This window comes from Polyangium sp. 6x1, assembly GCF_029946515.1.
Lineage (GTDB): Bacteria > Myxococcota_A > Polyangia > Polyangiales > Polyangiaceae > Polyangium.
Genome location: NZ_JARZHH010000082.1, coordinates 1 through 16,566, shown reverse-complemented (window position 1 = coordinate 16,566; position 16,566 = coordinate 1). Strand labels below are relative to the sequence as shown.

The window sequence follows — 16,566 nt, the reverse complement described above, 5'->3', positions numbered from 1 at the left end:
GCCCCCCATGGAAGCCGTCCCCGAGAGCGCCCAAGGCGGCGCGACCCGTGAGGAAACGCCGAACCACGCGAGCGCCCGCGCGCCTTCCCTCGCCGCGTGGTCTCGCCCGTTCGCCCTCGTGGTCGCTGCCCTGGTGCTGTTCTCGACCCTCGGCAAGAGCGGGATCTGGGATCCGTACGAGCTCGACGCGGCCGATCTCTCGCGCCGCATCGCGATCCACGTCTTCCACGCGGACAACCTCGCGCTCCCCGACGCCGTCAACCAGATGCCCACGCTGAGCGATCTGCGCATGGGTGAGCTGCCATTCACCTCGATGGCACTCGGCTTCAAGCTCTTCGGGCTTTCGGACTGGACCGGACGGCTGCCGCTCGCGATCTGGGCGTTCGTCGGGGTCGTGGCGTTGCACGAGCTGCTCGCGCGTCTCTCGGGGCGGCGGGCCGCGCTCTACGGCGCCGTCGCGCTCGCCACGACGCCGCTCTACTTCATGCAGGCGCGGACGATGCTCGGCGACATCGTCACGATGTCGTCGCTCTCGCTCGCGTTCGCGGGCCTCGTGGGCGCGCTTTTCGATCGCGCGCGCGGGATCGAAGAAGGCGCAGAGGTCGAGGTCCCGGGCGCGCGCACGTGGGCCGTGAAGGGCGTCTGGCTCCTCGTCGGGGCCCTCGGCCTCGTGGCCGGATACATGTCGCGCGGGCTCGTGATCGGAGTCGCGGTGCCGGCGCTCGCGGCGGGGCTCGCCTGGCTCGTCCTCGAGCTCGGAGGTTTTTCCGCGAAGCGATCCGCCGCCGAGCATGCCATCGGCGCGCTCTCGCTCGCCCTCGGGCTCGTGGCCCTGGGCTTAGGGATCTCGCTCCTGGCCCGCACCTCACCCGACGCGGCGCTGCCGCGCGCGCTCGGCGTCGCGCTGACCAAGAAGGCGAGCGTGGATGCGACGTTCGATCGGACGATCCGGCACCTCGGCCACGCGCTCTTCCCGTGGAGCGCGTTCCTTCCGTTCGCGCTCGGCAGGTTGTTCCGCGCGCCCGTCGAGCTCGACGCGCCTGCCCGCAGGCGCGAGGTGGGCCTGCGTGTCGCGCTGCTCGTCGGCGCCGCTGTCGCGTACGCGGTGTACGCCGCGCTCACGCCGCACGTCGCGTTCCTCCCGTGGAGCGGCGTCGCGCTGCTCGCGGGCGTCGCAGGGCTCGCCGTCGCCGACTTCGATCGCGGTGCGCCTCCGTCGCGGGCCCTCGCGCTCGGCGTCGCGCTGCTCGCGTTCGTGCTCTACCGCGACATGGTGCTCGAGCCCGGGCGCATGTTCAGCGTGTTCGAGGTCGACAAACCTTCGTTCCCGAAGAGCTTCGAGCAGGACGCGACGACGCTGATGCGCCTCTCCGCCGTGGCGTTCACGGCGCTCGTGGCGATCGCGTGGTTCGAGGGGCGCGCCGACAAACCTGGTTCGATCGCCGCGTGGGCCGACGGCCTCGTCGAGGACTACCGCAACCTGGGCCGCGAGCTCGCCGCCGTCTGGAACGGCAACCTCGTCTTCGCCGCGGTCGTCGTGGAGGCCGCGCTCGTCGGCCTCGGCGCGATGCTCTTCCTCGGCACGCGGCTCGGCTGGGTGTCCGTGCAGAGGCTACCGCGCAATTTCATCGACGCCGGCTTGAACCTCTGGTGGGCGCTGCCGCTCGTCCTAGCGATGCTGCCGATCTCGCTCGCCACGTTGCGCGACGGCTTCCGCGCGGCCCTCGGCCTCACGCGTCTTCCACGCGGCGCAGGCGTGCTTCTCGCGGCGCTCGCGGCGGGCGCGGTGCTCTCGTTCGGCTACTACCCAGCGCTCGCGGCGCAGCTCTCGCCGAAGGAGGTCTTCGACGCCTACGCGCGTCTCCAGAAGCCCGGCGAGCCGCTCGGTCTGCTCGGCGTGCGCGCCCGCTCGATCGCCTACTACCACCACGGCGGCGAGGTCGCGCAGTGGAGCGATCCCGCCGAGGCATTCAAGTGGCTCACCGAGGGCACGGATCGCCGCTGGCTCATCGTCCGCGCCGAGGAGCTGACGCGCCTGAACGCGCTCCACCGCAAGCTGAAGGGGTCGAACCTGCCCGTGCTCGACGCGCGGTCGAGCCAGATCCTGCTCGTGTCGAGCGAGCTCGGCGGCCAGCGCAACGAAAACCCACTCGGCGCACTGGTGCTCGACGAGCCGCCGCCCGAGCTCCACATGGTCGACGCCGCGTTCGAGGATCAACTCGACGTGCTCGGCTGGGAGGTCCGCGACGGCGCCGGTCAGGCCGTGGACAGCGTGGTCCCGCAGCGCAAGTACCACATGCGCTTCTACTACCGGGTCGTGAAGCCCATCACCGGCACCTGGAAGGCGTTCCTGCACATCGACGGCTTCCAGCGCCGATACAACGGCGATCACACCGTGCTCGATGGCAAATATGCGATGAACCTGTGGCAGCCGAACGACATCGTGGTGGACGACTACGTGTTCGAGCTCGAGCCAAATTTCACGCCAGGCGACTACACCGTGTATTTCGGCTTCTTCTCCGGAGACACGCGTTTCCGGGTGACCCGTGGCCCGAACCACGAGAACCGCGTCATCGCCGGAGCGCTCCGCGTGCGTTGATCGAAGCAAGCCTGCCGGATCCCTTGGCGCCCGTATGGAAAGCGGCTACGCGAAGGGTTCGATGGGTGAGCGTCGCGGGAGCGATCCAGAACGCGGAGCGGTCGACGAAGCCGCCACGGCGGACAAACCTCCTGCGTCGACGCGCGGGGACGAGGCAGCCCCCGCGAGCCGCCCGAGCTGGTACGAACGCCGTTCCTCGGAGCGATACGACGTGACCTGGTCCGTGGACTGCGAGACAGAGGAAACGTTCCTCTACGCCGCAATCACGAACATCTCTGAGCTCGGCATCTTCGTGCGAACGACAGATCCCCTGCCCATCGGCACGAGCCTCACACTCCGCTTCGCCCCGCCAAACAGCGGCGATTCATTCGTGCTCGAAGGAACCGTGCAGTGGATCAACGTCGTCCGCCCGCTGCACGACAACCCAAACCCGGGCATGGGCGTGCGCTTCGTGCACATCACAGCCGCCGAGCGCGAGCGGCTCGTCGAGACGATCCGCACGATCGCGTATCTGCGCGAGAACGCAGGGCCCGTCTCGAACTGAAGGCGCCGCGCCGGGGCGCCGCCCCGGACCCCGCGGGGGCTATCCGCCCCTCGACCCGGACCAGGGCCAGCCCTGGACCTTTTGGGGAAGAACTGCGCGCAGCGCAGTTCTTCCCACAGGCCGCCGCTGAGACCACGTCGCCAGTTGAACGGTCAGCGCGGCTGTCTTGGTTGGCAGGGTCGGTTGCGGTCTTGACCTGGCCCGTTCGATGAACTGCGCGGAGCGCAGTTCATCGACCACGAGTCCAGCGCTTGCGCTGGTCCGGGTGCAGGGGTGGACAACCCCTGCTGGGGCCTGGGGCAAAGCCCCAGCGAAGCGCCTTGATTACAGCCCGATCGGCAGGGGGAAGCGGCGCACGTACACGCCAAAGTGGCTCTGGTTGTCGTCTTGCCAGCCGATGGCGACGAAGCCTGCGCCGCCGATGGCGACGGCGGGCCCGCTGCGGGAGCCGTTCGTGCCTTCGGGGTCGGGGATGTTTGCGAGGAACGCGTCGTTCTGGCCGGTGACGCTGTTGTAGCCGAAGCCGGACGTGCCTCCGATGAACCGCGCGCCGATCGTGCCGCGCTCGTCCTCCCAGACGACCGTGAAGAAGCCGAGACCGGCGGCGACCTTCGGCTTTTGCTGCGCGCCGTTGGTCTGTGTGTTCACGGTCTTCTGATCCTCGGTGCTGGGGACGCGGACGGCGTCCTTGTCGTAGCGCTGGAAGAAGATGTCGCCGTTCGCGTGCCATACGACGATGAAGCGACCGTCGGGGAGCATCGCCACGTCGGGCTGGTCTTGCAGGCCTGTCGTCGCGTCGTTCACGAGCTTGGGCGTGCCGACCTCGCCGTTCGGTTTGACTGTCACCATGACGATCCCGTTGCCGTCGCCGTCGCCTGCGCCCTGATAGACGACCACCCAGCCGTCCTTGGTGCCTGCGACGCGCGGTGCCGAGCCGTTCGTGGCGATGGGGATCTCGCCCATCGGCGGATCGAGCTCGCCTGTCTTCTTCCAGATGCGACCGAAGACGCCGGTGCCGCGGTTCCACACGACGAGCGCTGCGTCCTCGGGTCCGCCTGCGACGTCGGGCCGGATCTGCACGTCGCCGACCTGCGTGCTGATCTTGAGTGGCGGCACGTCTGCGCAGCCCCACTCGTTCTGGGCGTTCAGGTAGATGTGGTAGTTGTTCGTCGCCTCCTGATCGCTCGCGTAGACGATCGCGACGTGGTTCAGGCCGACGGGCGCGAGGGATGGATCGCGCTGCACGAGCGGCGGGCCTGACGCGGGCAGCGTGGTGCAACGCGCGGGGAGCTGGAGCTGCTGCGAGAGCAGGTAGGGCTTCTCGATCGGGTACAGATCTGCCGCGAGGAAGCGCATCAGGATGTCGCCGCCGCCGCTGCCCGTGGTGCTCATGTATGCGGTGCGCAGCGCGTTTTTCGTCGCCTCGATGCCCGGGCAGAATTCCATCGCGAGGTGCGTCTTCGTGCCCGGACCGTCGTTGTCGAGCGGGGGGGACACGGCGTTCTTCACGGAGAGCAGGATCTCTTGCGCGGTGCAGTCGCAGCGACAAACCGCGTCGGGGGCGATGCCGCCGCATGTCTCGGCGGGGCTCCCGTTGCACGCGAGCGCCACGCTTGGACCGAGATCGCACTGCTCGCCGGTGCCGACGGCGCCGTCGTTGCAGCATGCGGGCGGCGTGTAGCGCTGCACCTTGATTGTGACCTCGAGCGGGTCCTGATCGACCTTCTCCACGGCGCAGCCTTCGGCGAGGACGCCTGCGCCGCCTTCTGCCGTGACCGCGAAGATCTTCTCGGCGCCGTCGCGATCGAGCTCGATGTCCTTGCACCAGGTGACGCCTTCGCCGCAGCCGTCTTTCTGCAGATCGAAGGTCTGCACGGCGTCGCCTGTGGGGGCGTTCTCGACGCGACCTGTCGCGGGCGTGCACGTCGCGTTGCCCTTGTCGAAGACGCGCAGCGTGACGCGCGTCGCCGTGTCGAGCAGCCCGAGGGGCGCTTGCATGACGAGGCCCACGTTGATGGGCGCCTCGGCGCAAGCGCCCACCGCGATGGCCACGGGCAGGGCAGGGACGAGGCCCAAGAAAAGGCGTGATCGGCGCATGACCCGAGTCTAGCGGGTTGCGGCCTGGTTTCGCAGGCCGTTGATGTGCCGGTCAGTACGCGGCGTTGGCTGGGGCGGGCTCTGCGGCGCGCTTCGGCGCGGCGTTCACGTTGCGGCCGGGACCACCGCCCGGCGCGGCCTTGGCGCGCTGCGCCTCCTCGTCCCCGGTCGCGGCCGCGGGCTTGCCGGCTCCCGCGACCGTCGACGTCGCGGCCGGAGGCGGGGCCGGGGCTGGAGATGCGGCGCGGTTTGCGACGAGCCCACCGCCCGCGTTGTTCGTTTGCGCCGGCGCGTCGGTCTCGTTCAGCGCTTCCTCGGCGCGCGCCTTGTATCCGTCGCTCTGCTTCAGCGCGGAGTAGAGCTCTCTCGCGCGATCCGTGTTGCCCAGGCTGCGCTGGCACTGCGCCGCTTCCCACATCGCGTCGGCGGCCTGCGGCGTGCCCGGGAAATGCGCGCCGACGTCGTCGTAGCGGCGCAGCGCTGCGTCGCAGCCCGAGCCGTCCCGCGTGGCTCGCGCCTCGGCGAGCGCCTTCACTGCGCCGTCGTCCTTCGCCGCGCTCTTGTCCGTCGCGTCGTCCTTGCCCTTCTTCGCGCCTTCCGCGGGCTGCTCGGCGGCGGCTGCGGGCATGGGCATTGCGGCCACGGGCGGGGGCGGAGCCTGGGCGGCTGCTTGCGAGAGATCGCCCTCGTCTGGCGCGGGCACGCCGCGCTCGGTCACGCGCACCGGCGTGATCCCGACCGTGCCGGGTTTGGCGCGGAGGAGCAGCAGGCTCGACCCGATCACCAGGAAAAACAGCGCGGCCATCGCGAGCTGCGGCCGCATCGCGTGGCTGCCGGCCCAGGCCAGGGCGCGCAGGGCTTTGCGGTGCCAGGGCGTCGTGCGTTGCGCGTCCGTCACTGCGGCGAGGATGCGATCTTCGAGGCCGGGGCTCGGCTCTTCGAGCGGCAGCATCGCGACCTCGCGCGTCGCGCGGAGCCCGTTCCAGGCCTCGCCGCAGCGGGCGCAGGACTCGACGTGCCGACGGAGCGCCGCGTACGTGAGCTCGTCGAGCTCCTCGTACAGCGCGTCCATCACGACCTGGTCGAACTTCTGGCAATCCATGGGAGCACCTTGCCCGGCGTTATCGCAGGGCTCGAGCGTAGTCCTCGTACTCGGCGAGCGCTTCCTGCAAGCGCTCGAGGGCGTATCGCATCCTGCTCTTGACGGTATTTTCCGGCACCCCGGTGATCTCTGCGATGTCCTTGAACGGCACGTTGCCGATCTCCCGCAGGAGAAAGACCTCGCGTTGCTCGGCGGGCAGCCGCTCGACGGCGTGGGTGATCCGATGGCCGAGCTCGGCGCCGATTGCGACCCGCTCGACGGAGGCCGTGGGGTGCGCGTCGGCCGTGCGCTCGGCGAGCGTCGGTCCCTCCTCGCCGCTGCTGGTGCTCGTGGCCTGATCCAGCGACGGATGCCGCCGGAGCGCGGCCTTCCGCAGGTGGTCGATGCACACGTTCCGGGCGATGGCGTAGGTCCACGTGGAGAAGCGGGCCTCGTGCTTGAAGTCGGCCGCGTTCTGCACGATTTTGACGAACACGTCCTGCACGAGATCCTCGGCGATCTGGGGCGCGCGGACCTGGCGGAGGATGAAGTTGTAGACGTTCGTCTTGTGCCGGCGGACGAGACCGGCGAACGCCGATCGGTCACCACCCTGGAACCGCATCATCAGGACCTCGTCGGTCACCTCCTCGCGAGAGATGCTCGCCATCGTCACCTCCTCGTTCCCTGCGTTTCCGTCGATGCGGAAGCGGGCGAAAGGGGGCCGTGGCGATGGTCGAACCGGGGTTTGGGGCGAAGGGCGCCATCAGGCGACCCGAAGCCCCAAGCGTCGAACCGGTCCATGGGACGCGCGACGTGGCCCGAAGTTCTGAACGGAGGGGGTCGTCGCTGCACGACGCCACCTTACCGGATCGGGACACGGGCGGAGCCGCGAAGTTTGGGTGCCCGGCCGCGTCGGAAAGACCTCGCGCCGAGGGCGGACACGGAGCGCCAGCAAATTCACGGCACGTCACGTCCCCGGGGCGCGCGGGGTCCTCGGTTGCATCGGCGCGCTCCCGGAACGTACACTTGGCGAAGGCCGGCAAGCATCGCCGGGCGACAGCGCGTCCTCCCGCCTTCCTTCGACCGATGGGGTTGGTCTTCATGCGATTGCTCCCGAAGACGCTCGCCGTGACCTTCGCGGCAACCTGGCTGACCGTAGCGCCGGCGTTTGCCCAGGCCCCCACGGCGCCTCCGCCGGCAGGCCCCGGCGCGCTTCATGCCGTACCGTCCGGCCAAACCCCACCCGCCGCGGCGCCCACGCAGCCCGGCATGCAGCAGCCGCCGATGCAGCCGCAGCCGATGCAGCCGCAGCCGATGCAGCCGCCGCCGACGCAACCCGGCATGCAGCCTCAGCCGCCGATGCAGCCCGCGCCTCCGCCGGGCATGCCCGGCGCGCAGCCAACTCCTGGGGCGCAGCCCGCGGCGCCGCCTGGCATGGACGGCCAGACGTACGCCGTGCGCCTGCGGGACCTCGAGCAACGCATCGACGAGCTGAAAGAGCAGATCCGACGCAGCCACACGCGCCTCTCGCTGCTCAGCGACACGATCCTGTCGAGCGGCGGCGCCGGCTCCCGCGCGAACCTCAAGTACACGAACGAGCTCTCGGGCGCCTTCAAGATCACGCGCCTGCTCGTCGTCCTCGACGGCGCGGTCCAGTACAACAAGACCGACCAGACGGGCGCGATCGCCGAGGCCGGCGAGATCCCGATCTTCAACGGCTCGATCCCGCCCGGCGATCACACCGTGCAGGTCCTCGTGAACCTGCAGGGCAACGGCTACGGCGTCTTCTCGTACATGCGCGGCTACCGGCTCGAGGTCCGCTCGAACCACTCGTTCACCGCGCTCGAAGGCAAGACGATGACGCTGCAGATCGTGTCGTTCGAGAAGGGCGGCGTGACCGTGCCGATCGAGGAGCGCCCCGCGGTGCGGTTCGTCGAGAAGGTCACGCAAGGGCTCTCGGATCCGAACGCCCCTGCGGGCGCGCCGGCGCCGCAGGGCGTCGCCAAGTGAGCGATCTCCCGAAGGGGCACGCATGAACGGCACACGCGGTTCCCGCACGCGGAAGGCGCTCCTCGCGGGCCTCGTCGCGGCCTTCGCGACCCTCGCGCCGAGCCTCGCCCAGGCGATCGACGCCGAGCAGGCGATCGCGAGCGCCTCGCAGCAGATCACGATCGCCTCGAACGGCCTGCGCGCGATCGAGGACGCGATCCAGAAGTCGAAGGGCCGCGAGCGCACGCCGGCGCAGCGCGTCGCCGACGCCGTGCTGCTCGTGGGCTCGAAGGACTGGGAGCGCGCGGCCACGCTGCTCAACGAGATCATCGAGAAGTACCCCGATCACCCGACCGCGTACCCCGACGCGCTCTCGCTCCTCGGCGAGACGTACTTCCAGTCGCGGCAGTACCTCTCGGCGCGGCGCGTCTACTTCAAGATCACCGATCGCAACCAGGAGCCGCGCTTTCTGGCCTACCAGAGCAAGGCGCTCGAGCGGCTCGTCGACATCGCGCTCAGGACGAAGGACTACCGGCACCTCGACGACGTCTTCGCCGCGATGAACCGACTCCCGCCGGCGGCCGTGACGAGCGGGATCTCGTACGCGCGGGGCAAGGGCCTCGTCGTGAGGAAGGATTGGGCGGGCGCGAAGGCCGCGCTCGCGTCAGTCGATCCGAAGAGCGAATACGCGCATCAGGCCGGCTACCTGCTCGGCGTCGTGGCCATGAAGGAGGCGACGCCGCCGCCCGTTCCGCTCGCCGAGGGCGAGGTGCCGCCGCGCGCGCCGCGGAGCCGCTACGTCGTGGCGATCGATCAGTTCCGCAAGGTCACGCAGCTCGCGCCCGACTCGAAGGATCACGAGCGGGTGATCGACATGGCGTGGCTCGCGATCGGCCGGCTCTTCTACGAGTCCGATCAGTGGTCGCAGGCCGTCGATGCGTACAACCACATCGACCGATCCTCGCCGGAGTTCGGGACGATGCTGTACGAGCTCGGCTGGGTGTACGTCCGTCTCGGCGACGTCGAGCGCGCGCAGCGGGCCCTCGAGGTCCTCTCCGTCGCCGATCCGAACAGCCAGAACATCGCGGACGGCTCGCTGCTTCGCGCGGACCTCATGCTGCGCGCGGGCCAGTTCGAGAAGTCGCTCAAGGTCTACGAGGGCGTCCGCGCGAACTACGATCCGATGCGCGCGCGCGTCGACGCGTTCCTCGGCTCGACCAGCGATCCGGCCGTCTACTACGACAAGCTGAGCCAGGAGCAGCTCGACGTCCTCGATTCGAGCTCGGGCCTGCCCACGCTGGCGATCCAGTGGGCGCGCGACGCGGAGGACGGCCCGGCCGCGTTCGCCGTGATCGAGGGCATCGCGCAGTGCCGCGAGCTGATCCAGCAGTCGAACGATCTCATCGAGAAGCTGAACGCGGTCGTCGCCTCGACGAACCGCGTCCGCGCGTTCCCCGAGCTCAAGGCGGGCGAGGAGAAGGCGCTCGGTCTCATCAACCGCGTAGGCATCGCGCGGCTCTCGATCGGGCAGGGCATGGACGAGGTCGAGTCCTCGGCGCTCTCCGGCGAGATCGGGCAGGTGCGCGCGCGAAGGCGCTCGCTGGAGAAGCGGCTCGGGCTGATCCCCGTCAACGACGCGGATTTCCAGGAGCGCGAAGGACAGGCGCTCAAGCAGTGGAACGGCGCGTCGCAGTCGGTCCAGCGCATGACGCTCGAGGTGGACTCGCTCCAGGCGCAGGTGAACGGCCTCCGTCGCATGCTGCGCGAGGCGCCGCAGGCGGGCGTCGTGCGGGATCCCGCGGCGGTCGCGCGGTTCGAACAGGAGCTCGCCGTGCACGAGCGTGATCTCGCGATCTACCGCAAGCAGATCACGGATCTGCGCAAGCTCGTGGGCGCCGGCAAGATGCAGGTCGGCTTCGGCGATCAGCGCTTCATCGAGGACGGGCAGGTGCGGGGTGCGTACCGCGAGGCGATCCTGCGCGAGGTCCACCTCGCGATGGCGGGGCAGGGGGGCGCGTCGCTCGCCGCGTATGCGAGGCGCGTCGCGCCGCTCCTGCAGAAGGGCGACGAGACGGACGCGAAGGTCTTCGCCGCGCTGAGCGATCTCGAGCGCGAGGTCGCGCGGAGGACGACGGACGTGCGGGCGATCCTGGCGCGCGAGACGGCCGCGGTGGTGGGGTACGAAGTGGAGCTCGAGCGGCTCGACAAGCAGGCGCGTGGCGTCGTGGGCGAGGTGGCCATGCGGAATTTCGGCCTCGTGCGCGATCGGCTGCGGAACATCGTCCTGCGCGCGGACGTGGGCATCACCGAGGAGGCGTGGGAGGTGCGCGAGGAGCAGATGACCCGCGTACGCAGCCTGCGCGTCGAGCGGGCGCGCGAGGAGAAGCTCTTGCGCGAGGAGCTCGACGAGGTCCTCGATGACAGCAGCGCGCCCGAGACGGAGGGCAAATGAGCGTGCTTCGTCGTTCCTCGTCGCGGTCGGGGCGCGGCGCGTCGTCGGTCCTCGCGCTGCTCGTCGCGACGTGCGTCGCGGGGAGCGCCGCGTCGCAGCCGCAGCCTTTTCCGCCGACGGCAGCGCCCACGGCACCGCCGAGCGCAGCGCCCACAGCACCTCCGGGCGTGATGCCCACAGCGCCTCCGGGCGCGATGCCTTCAGCGCCGCCGAGCGCAGCTCCGCAGGCGCCCGCGCCGCAGGCGTCCGCGCCTCCAGCGACGTCCGCGAGTGCGCCGCCCATCCCGCCGCCCACGCCCGCGTTCAAGCCGCGCGTGCAGGCGCCTCCGCCGCCGCCGCCCACGCCCGAGCAGGTCGCGGTGCTCGCGGAGCTGGAGAAGGAGGCCGCGGCGTACGAGCAGGCCGCGCGCGACTACCGCTCCTCGATCACGCGGATCATCCAGCAGCACTACGAGGAGCGCAGGCGCCGCGTCATCGCCGCGCTCGATCGCGAGATCGACGTCGAGCAAAAGGATCTCCGGACCGCGCGCGAGGAGGCGATCCGCCGCCTCGAAAAGTTCGTCGAGACGTACAGCGGCAGGAACGCGCACCCCGAGAGCACGCCCACGGCGATGTTCCGCCTCGCGGCGCTCTACGAGGAGCGCGCCCGCGAGGACACCGACCTCTCCGACGATCTCGCCGTCGGCCTCCGGCCCGCGATCGCCCTCTACAAGCGCATCATCCGCGAGTTCCCGCAGTACAAGGAGCTCGCCGGCGTCTACTACTACCTCGGCCACGCGCTGAACGACTCGGCGCGGATCTTCGAGGCGCAGCAGGTCTTCCGATCGCTCGTCTGCCACGACCGCTACCCGTACCCCGTTCCTACGGATCCGAAGGATCCGACGCGGGACACGGTCGGCAAGCTCCCGCAGGATCACGATCGCGACTACTGGCTCGGCTGGGAGGCGCGGCACCCGATCCCCATCGGCGAGGCCGCGAAACGCAAGGCCGCGCAGCCGCCCCCCAAGAAGGGCAACGCCAAGGGCAAGGGCAAGGGGAAGGAGCCGGAGCCCGAGCCGGAGGCGCCGGCGATCGAGGACGAGCTCGTCTTCGTCAACCCGTACCCCGATAGCTGCAAGCCGATCCCGCAGAAGGTCGCGGAGGGCGCGGAGCCGCGGTACCTCGCCGAGGTCTGGTGGCTCATCGGCGACTACCACTTCAACGAGATCGATCCGGGCGGCGGGCCCTTCAGCTTGAACCGCGCCGAGGTCGCGTACACGCGATCGCTCCAGTACAAGAAGCCGCCCGTCTACGGCGTCGCGATGTACAAGCTCGCCTGGACGTACTTCAAGCAGCTCCGCTACGAGACGAGCGTCCGGCAGTTCGTCGAGCTGCTCAAGTACACCGACGAACAGGAAAAACTCACGGGCGATCCGGGCACGGATTTCCGCGGCGAGTCGTACACGTACATCGCCGGCGCGCTCACGTTCCTCGACTTCACGGGGCCCGCCGCCGACGAGCCCTTCGTCCCGCGCAGCGACATCCTCGACCTCGAGCAGGACCCGCGGATCCGCGAGCAGAAGATGCGCGTCGCGATCGAGCGCGTGCAGAACGCGGCGCTGATCCCGCAGGATCGCAAGTGGACCGTCGAGATCTACAAGGCGCTCGCGGCCGAGTTCAAGGAGCTGAACCAGTACCGGAACACGGTCGAGGTCTCGGAGCTCATCCTCAAGAAGTGGCCGATGCACCGCGACGCGCCCGTGATGCAGGCGCAGATCGCTGACATCTACGACACGCTCACCGGCCAGTCGCGCGAGGGCACGGCCGAGCGCGCGGAGAACGCGGCGAAGGCGCTCGACGCGCGCACGAAGCTCGCGAACTACGTCGGCAAGACGCCGTGGGTCGAAGCGAACAAGGACGATCCGGAGGCCATCCAGACCGCCGAGCGCCTCGTGCGCGGCGGCCTGCGTCGCGCCGCGGCCGATCACACGAACGCGGGAAGCGCGCTCGTGAACGCGGCGATCCAGAGCGGCGAGCAGGAGACGCGCACCAAGCTCTTCGAGCGCGCCCTCTCCGAGTACCGCATGGCCGCGCTCGGCTGGCAGGGTGTCCTTCAGGAGGACGAGAACGCGCCCGACGCCTACGACAGCCGCTACTGGCTCGCCGACGCGAACCACATGGTCGTCGTGATCGCGGTGGCGATGGATCGCTCGCCGACGGCCGACGAGATCGAGACCGCGCGGCGCACAGGCGTCGACGTCCGCGACTCGAACGAGGACGACAAGCACCTGCAGCCCGCCGCGTTCATGGTCGTCGACACCGCGTACCAGGCGCTGCTCGACCAGTACAAGCTCTACAAGCGCACCGGCGGGCAAGAGGGGATCGAGCAACGCACGGGGCTCAAGATCGTCACGGAGAACGACAAGCAGAAGGTCGTCGCCGAGGAGCTGCCGAAGGTCATCAAGGACGCGATCGCGGCGCGCGATGAGTACATCCAGCGCGTGCCGCCGGCGATGGATCTCTCGACGCGGGATCCGCAGACGAACCAGGATCAGAAGAACAGCGATCTCTACGCCTACCAGTCCGCGGAGTTCTCTTTCCTCTACGGCAACTTCGCCGAGGCGCGACGCAGGCTCGAGCCGATCTACGCCGAGCAGTGCGGCAAGACGCCGTTCGGCTACCTCGCGTGGGAGAAGCTCACGACGATGGCGAACCTCGAGAACGACGTGCCGCGATCCCGCGCGCTCGCCGAGGCCGCGATGACGAAGAGCTGCGCCGTGAGCGAGGAGCAGAAGCTCAAGGAGACGGGCATCGCCCAGCCCACGATCTCGCGCGGCTACTACGTCGACGCCGCGGCGAAGTTCGAGAAGGCCGAGAAGATGCCCGACGGCCCGGAGCGCGTGCAGGCCTGGCGTGAGGCGGCGGCGCTCTACCGCGTGGCGCTGGAGAAAGCCCCGGCGCGGGACGAGGCGCCCGAGGCCGCGATGAACGGCGCGTACTGCTACAAGCAGGTCGGCGACTACGACCAGGCCATCGAGATGTACGCGCTCTTCATCAAGGAGTACGGGAGCGAGGCGAACCTCTCGAAGCTGGAGAAGGGCGACGAGGCCGGCAAGCCCCCGAAGCCCGCGGATCCGAAGCGCTACGGCGAGCGCGTGAAGTACCTGAAGCAGGCCTACGACGCGCTCAGCGCATCGTACGTGCTCTTCTTCAACTACCGCGCCGCCGCCGAGACGTACGACACGATCTCGCGCAACGGTCGCTTCGAAAAACCTGCGCGGCGCGAGGCAGCGCGAAGCGCGGTCCTCCTGTACGCGAACGTAGGCGAGCGGGATCGGATGATCGCCTCGCGAAACGCGTTCCTGAACCTCGACGCGCCGGTCGAGCAGAAGGCCGAGATCGACTACATCGTCGCGTCGGCCGACCTCAAGGCGTGGGACGAGAAGGGCCTCGACGAGGGCGCGAACAAGGCCGCGCGCGTCAAGGCCATGACCGCGATGGAGGACTACTACGAGATGAACCGCCTCACGCCGGCGGCCACGCCGTTCCTCGTCCAGGCGGCCTACCACGCAGCGAAGATGCGCAAGGCGGGGAGCGATCCGAAGTCGGTCGAGTGGTGCCGCAACACCACCTCCGCGTTCGACAAGTTCAAGGCGTTCGCCGCCGTCGACGGCAAGAAGGCGCTCGGCACGATGCAGGCCGACATGGCCGCCGAGTGCGCGTACGGCGTCGTCAACGATCGGCTCCGGCAGTCGTGGGACTACGACGCCGGCCACCATCGCTACGCCGGCGTCATCGACAAGGTCGTCAAGACGTACGGCGACGACCTCAAGAAGGCGGGCGACACGTACTTCAACGACCTTCAGTCCGTGATCAAGACGTACGAGTCGCGCGCGCTGTCCGTCGCGGCGTTCGCGCGGCAGGGCTCGCTCTACGACTCGTGCCGCACGGGCCTCTACAACACGCGCCCGCCGGGCCTGAAGCTCTACACCGACCGCGAGGAGAAGCTCCTCAAGCTCGCCGAGACGAGCGATCGCGAGGACCTGCAGGAGACCGCGGACGCCATCCGCCAGAAGCGCCGCGAGCAGTGGCGCGAGGCGCGCGAGCGGCTCCTCAACGACGCTGACCGCGCCATGATCAAGTTCTACGTGCAGGCCGTGGTCTACGCGCGGGCGTGGAACGTGCGAAACCCCGAGGTCGACCAGGCGATCCAGAGGCTCGCGTTCTTCACGGACATCCTCGGCGACGCGAAGATCCGCGACATGAGCCAGGGGATCATCGATCCCGAGACGGGGCAGCCGTTCATGTACCAGGACGGCATGTTCCTGCGCACGCGGCCCGGCATGGCGCCCGCGCTCCAGCCCGACGGTTTGCCCGCGCCGCTCCCGGTGACGTTGCCATGAAGCGTTCGCCTCGTTTGGTCTTCGTCGCGCTCGCGTGCTCGCTCGTGCCGCTCCTCGCGGCCTCCTGCGAGGAGACGACGTCGCAGCAGAAGCCGCAGACGCCGCCGCAACCATCGGCCGCGTATCCGTACGGCCCGAACGGGATGAACCCGTGGGGCCAGCAGATGGGCCCGCAGGCGCCGGTCGTGGGCATGAGCCCGACACCGACCCTCACGCCGAGCGCGCCGCCCTCGATTTCGGCCGCGCCGCCGCCGCCCGCGCCGCTCCCGCCCGCCGCGTCCGGGCCCTACCAGCAAGGCATGGCCGCGTTCGCCGCGGGCGATCTCACTGCGGCGAAGGGCCTCTTCCAGCAGGTCATCCAGACCGACGCGCGCGCGCACCACGCGCACTACTCGCTCGGCGCCGTGCAGGAGCGCCTGCGCGAGCCCGAGGCCGCGGCGAGCTACCAGAAGGCGCTCTCCATCACGCCCGACTACGAGCCCGCGATCATCGCGTACGCGATGCTGCTCGCGCGGAAGGGCAACCTCGGCGAGGCCGAACGTCTGCTCACGGAGAAGCGCGCCCTCATGCCGCGATCGGCCGCGGTCACGGCCACGCTCGCCGAGGTGAAGAGCCTGCAGAAGGACACCGGTTCGGCGCAACGCCTCGCGCAGGAGGCGCTCAAGATCAACCCGGACTACCGGCCCGCGATGGTCGTGATCGCCCGCGACCACTACCGCAACCGCAGGCTCGATCTCGCGCTCTACGCGCTGCAGGCGATCCTCGACGGGTTCGGCGCGGACAACCCTCCGCGCGACAAGGACAACCCCGAGGCGCTGCTCCTGCGGGGCCTCATCCTGCGCGAGCAATCCCAGCGCGCCGGCGCCATGGACAACTTCCGCCGCGCCGTGCAACGCCGGCCCGACCTCGTCGAGGCGCGCGTGCAGCTCGCCGCGATGCTGCTCGAAGCCGGCAACGGCCTGGAGGCGCTCCCGCTGCTCGAAGGCGCGGTGCGCTACGACGGCGACAACCTCCCCGCGCACCTCGCGCTCGGCGACACGTACCGCTTGCTCGGTCGTTACGGCGACGCGAAGCGCGAGTTCGAGTGGGTGCTCGCGCGTGACGCGTCGATGCCGCAGGTCCACTACGATCTCGGCCTCATGTACCTCTTCGCGCCGAGCGTCCCCGGCATGTCGGCCAAGCAGCAGGTCGCCGAGGCGATCGTCGAGCTGAAGAAGTATCAAGAGCTCCGGCGCAAGGGAGAGCGCGACGACTCCGAGGAGCTCCTCCAGCGCGCGAAGCTCAAGGAAGGCGAGCTCGCCGCCGCGGCCGCTGCCGAGGCGCCTGCGCCCGTGGCCCCGCTGCCGAGCGCGCCGAGCGACGCGGACGCAGGCGCCCCGGACGCCGCCGCGCCTCCGCCGAGCCCGCCGCCCGCAGGTCCGC

Annotated in this window: 9 protein-coding genes; 6 read left to right on the top strand and 3 right to left on the bottom strand. The window is 69.8% G+C overall.

Annotated features, from left to right (window positions below; translation table 11 throughout):
• Nucleotides 1-7: 7 nt before the first annotated feature.
• Nucleotides 8-2,599, top strand: coding sequence for a glycosyltransferase family 39 protein (locus QHF85_RS42975; RefSeq protein ID WP_281333280.1), 2,592 nt, complete (start codon nt 8-10; stop codon nt 2,597-2,599).
• A gap of 61 nt (nt 2,600-2,660) precedes the next feature.
• The gene (locus QHF85_RS42970) at nt 2,661-3,143 is read left to right on the top strand and encodes a TIGR02266 family protein (protein ID WP_281333279.1); all 483 of its coding nucleotides are present in this window, start codon (nt 2,661-2,663) and stop codon (nt 3,141-3,143) included.
• A gap of 324 nt (nt 3,144-3,467) precedes the next feature.
• Here the strand turns inward: QHF85_RS42970 and QHF85_RS42965 are convergent, their stop codons facing one another.
• The 3 genes from QHF85_RS42965 to QHF85_RS42955 are packed head-to-tail and all read right to left on the bottom strand — an operon-like array spanning nt 3,468 to nt 6,988.
• Nucleotides 3,468-5,240, bottom strand: coding sequence for a hypothetical protein (locus tag QHF85_RS42965; protein WP_281333278.1), 1,773 nt, complete (start codon nt 5,238-5,240; stop codon nt 3,468-3,470).
• 52 nt (nt 5,241-5,292) lie between these two features.
• Complete coding sequence (locus tag QHF85_RS42960) at nt 5,293-6,342, bottom strand: zf-HC2 domain-containing protein (protein WP_281333277.1); 1,050 nt, start codon at nt 6,340-6,342, stop codon at nt 5,293-5,295.
• Between the two features lie 19 nt (nt 6,343-6,361).
• Nucleotides 6,362-6,988: an RNA polymerase sigma factor gene (locus QHF85_RS42955; protein WP_281333276.1), complete on the bottom strand. Its 627-nt coding sequence runs from the start codon at nt 6,986-6,988 to the stop codon at nt 6,362-6,364.
• Between the two features lie 434 nt (nt 6,989-7,422).
• On the opposite strand from QHF85_RS42955, the gene QHF85_RS42950 reads away from it, so the two are divergent.
• From QHF85_RS42950 to QHF85_RS42935, 4 genes are all read left to right on the top strand, one after another.
• Nucleotides 7,423-8,331, top strand: coding sequence for a hypothetical protein (locus QHF85_RS42950; RefSeq protein ID WP_281333275.1), 909 nt, complete (start codon nt 7,423-7,425; stop codon nt 8,329-8,331).
• A gap of 22 nt (nt 8,332-8,353) precedes the next feature.
• The gene (locus tag QHF85_RS42945) at nt 8,354-10,762 is read left to right on the top strand and encodes a tetratricopeptide repeat protein (RefSeq protein ID WP_281333274.1); all 2,409 of its coding nucleotides are present in this window, start codon (nt 8,354-8,356) and stop codon (nt 10,760-10,762) included.
• A complete protein-coding gene (locus QHF85_RS42940) occupies nt 10,759-15,144 on the top strand; it encodes a hypothetical protein (protein WP_281333273.1) in 4,386 nt (1,461 codons plus the stop codon). Before QHF85_RS42945 ends, QHF85_RS42940 begins: the two co-directional genes overlap by 4 nt.
• A partial coding sequence (locus QHF85_RS42935) for a tetratricopeptide repeat protein (protein ID WP_281333272.1) occupies nt 15,141-16,566 on the top strand: 1,426 nt, incomplete at its 3' end. The genes QHF85_RS42940 and QHF85_RS42935, both read left to right, overlap by 4 nt.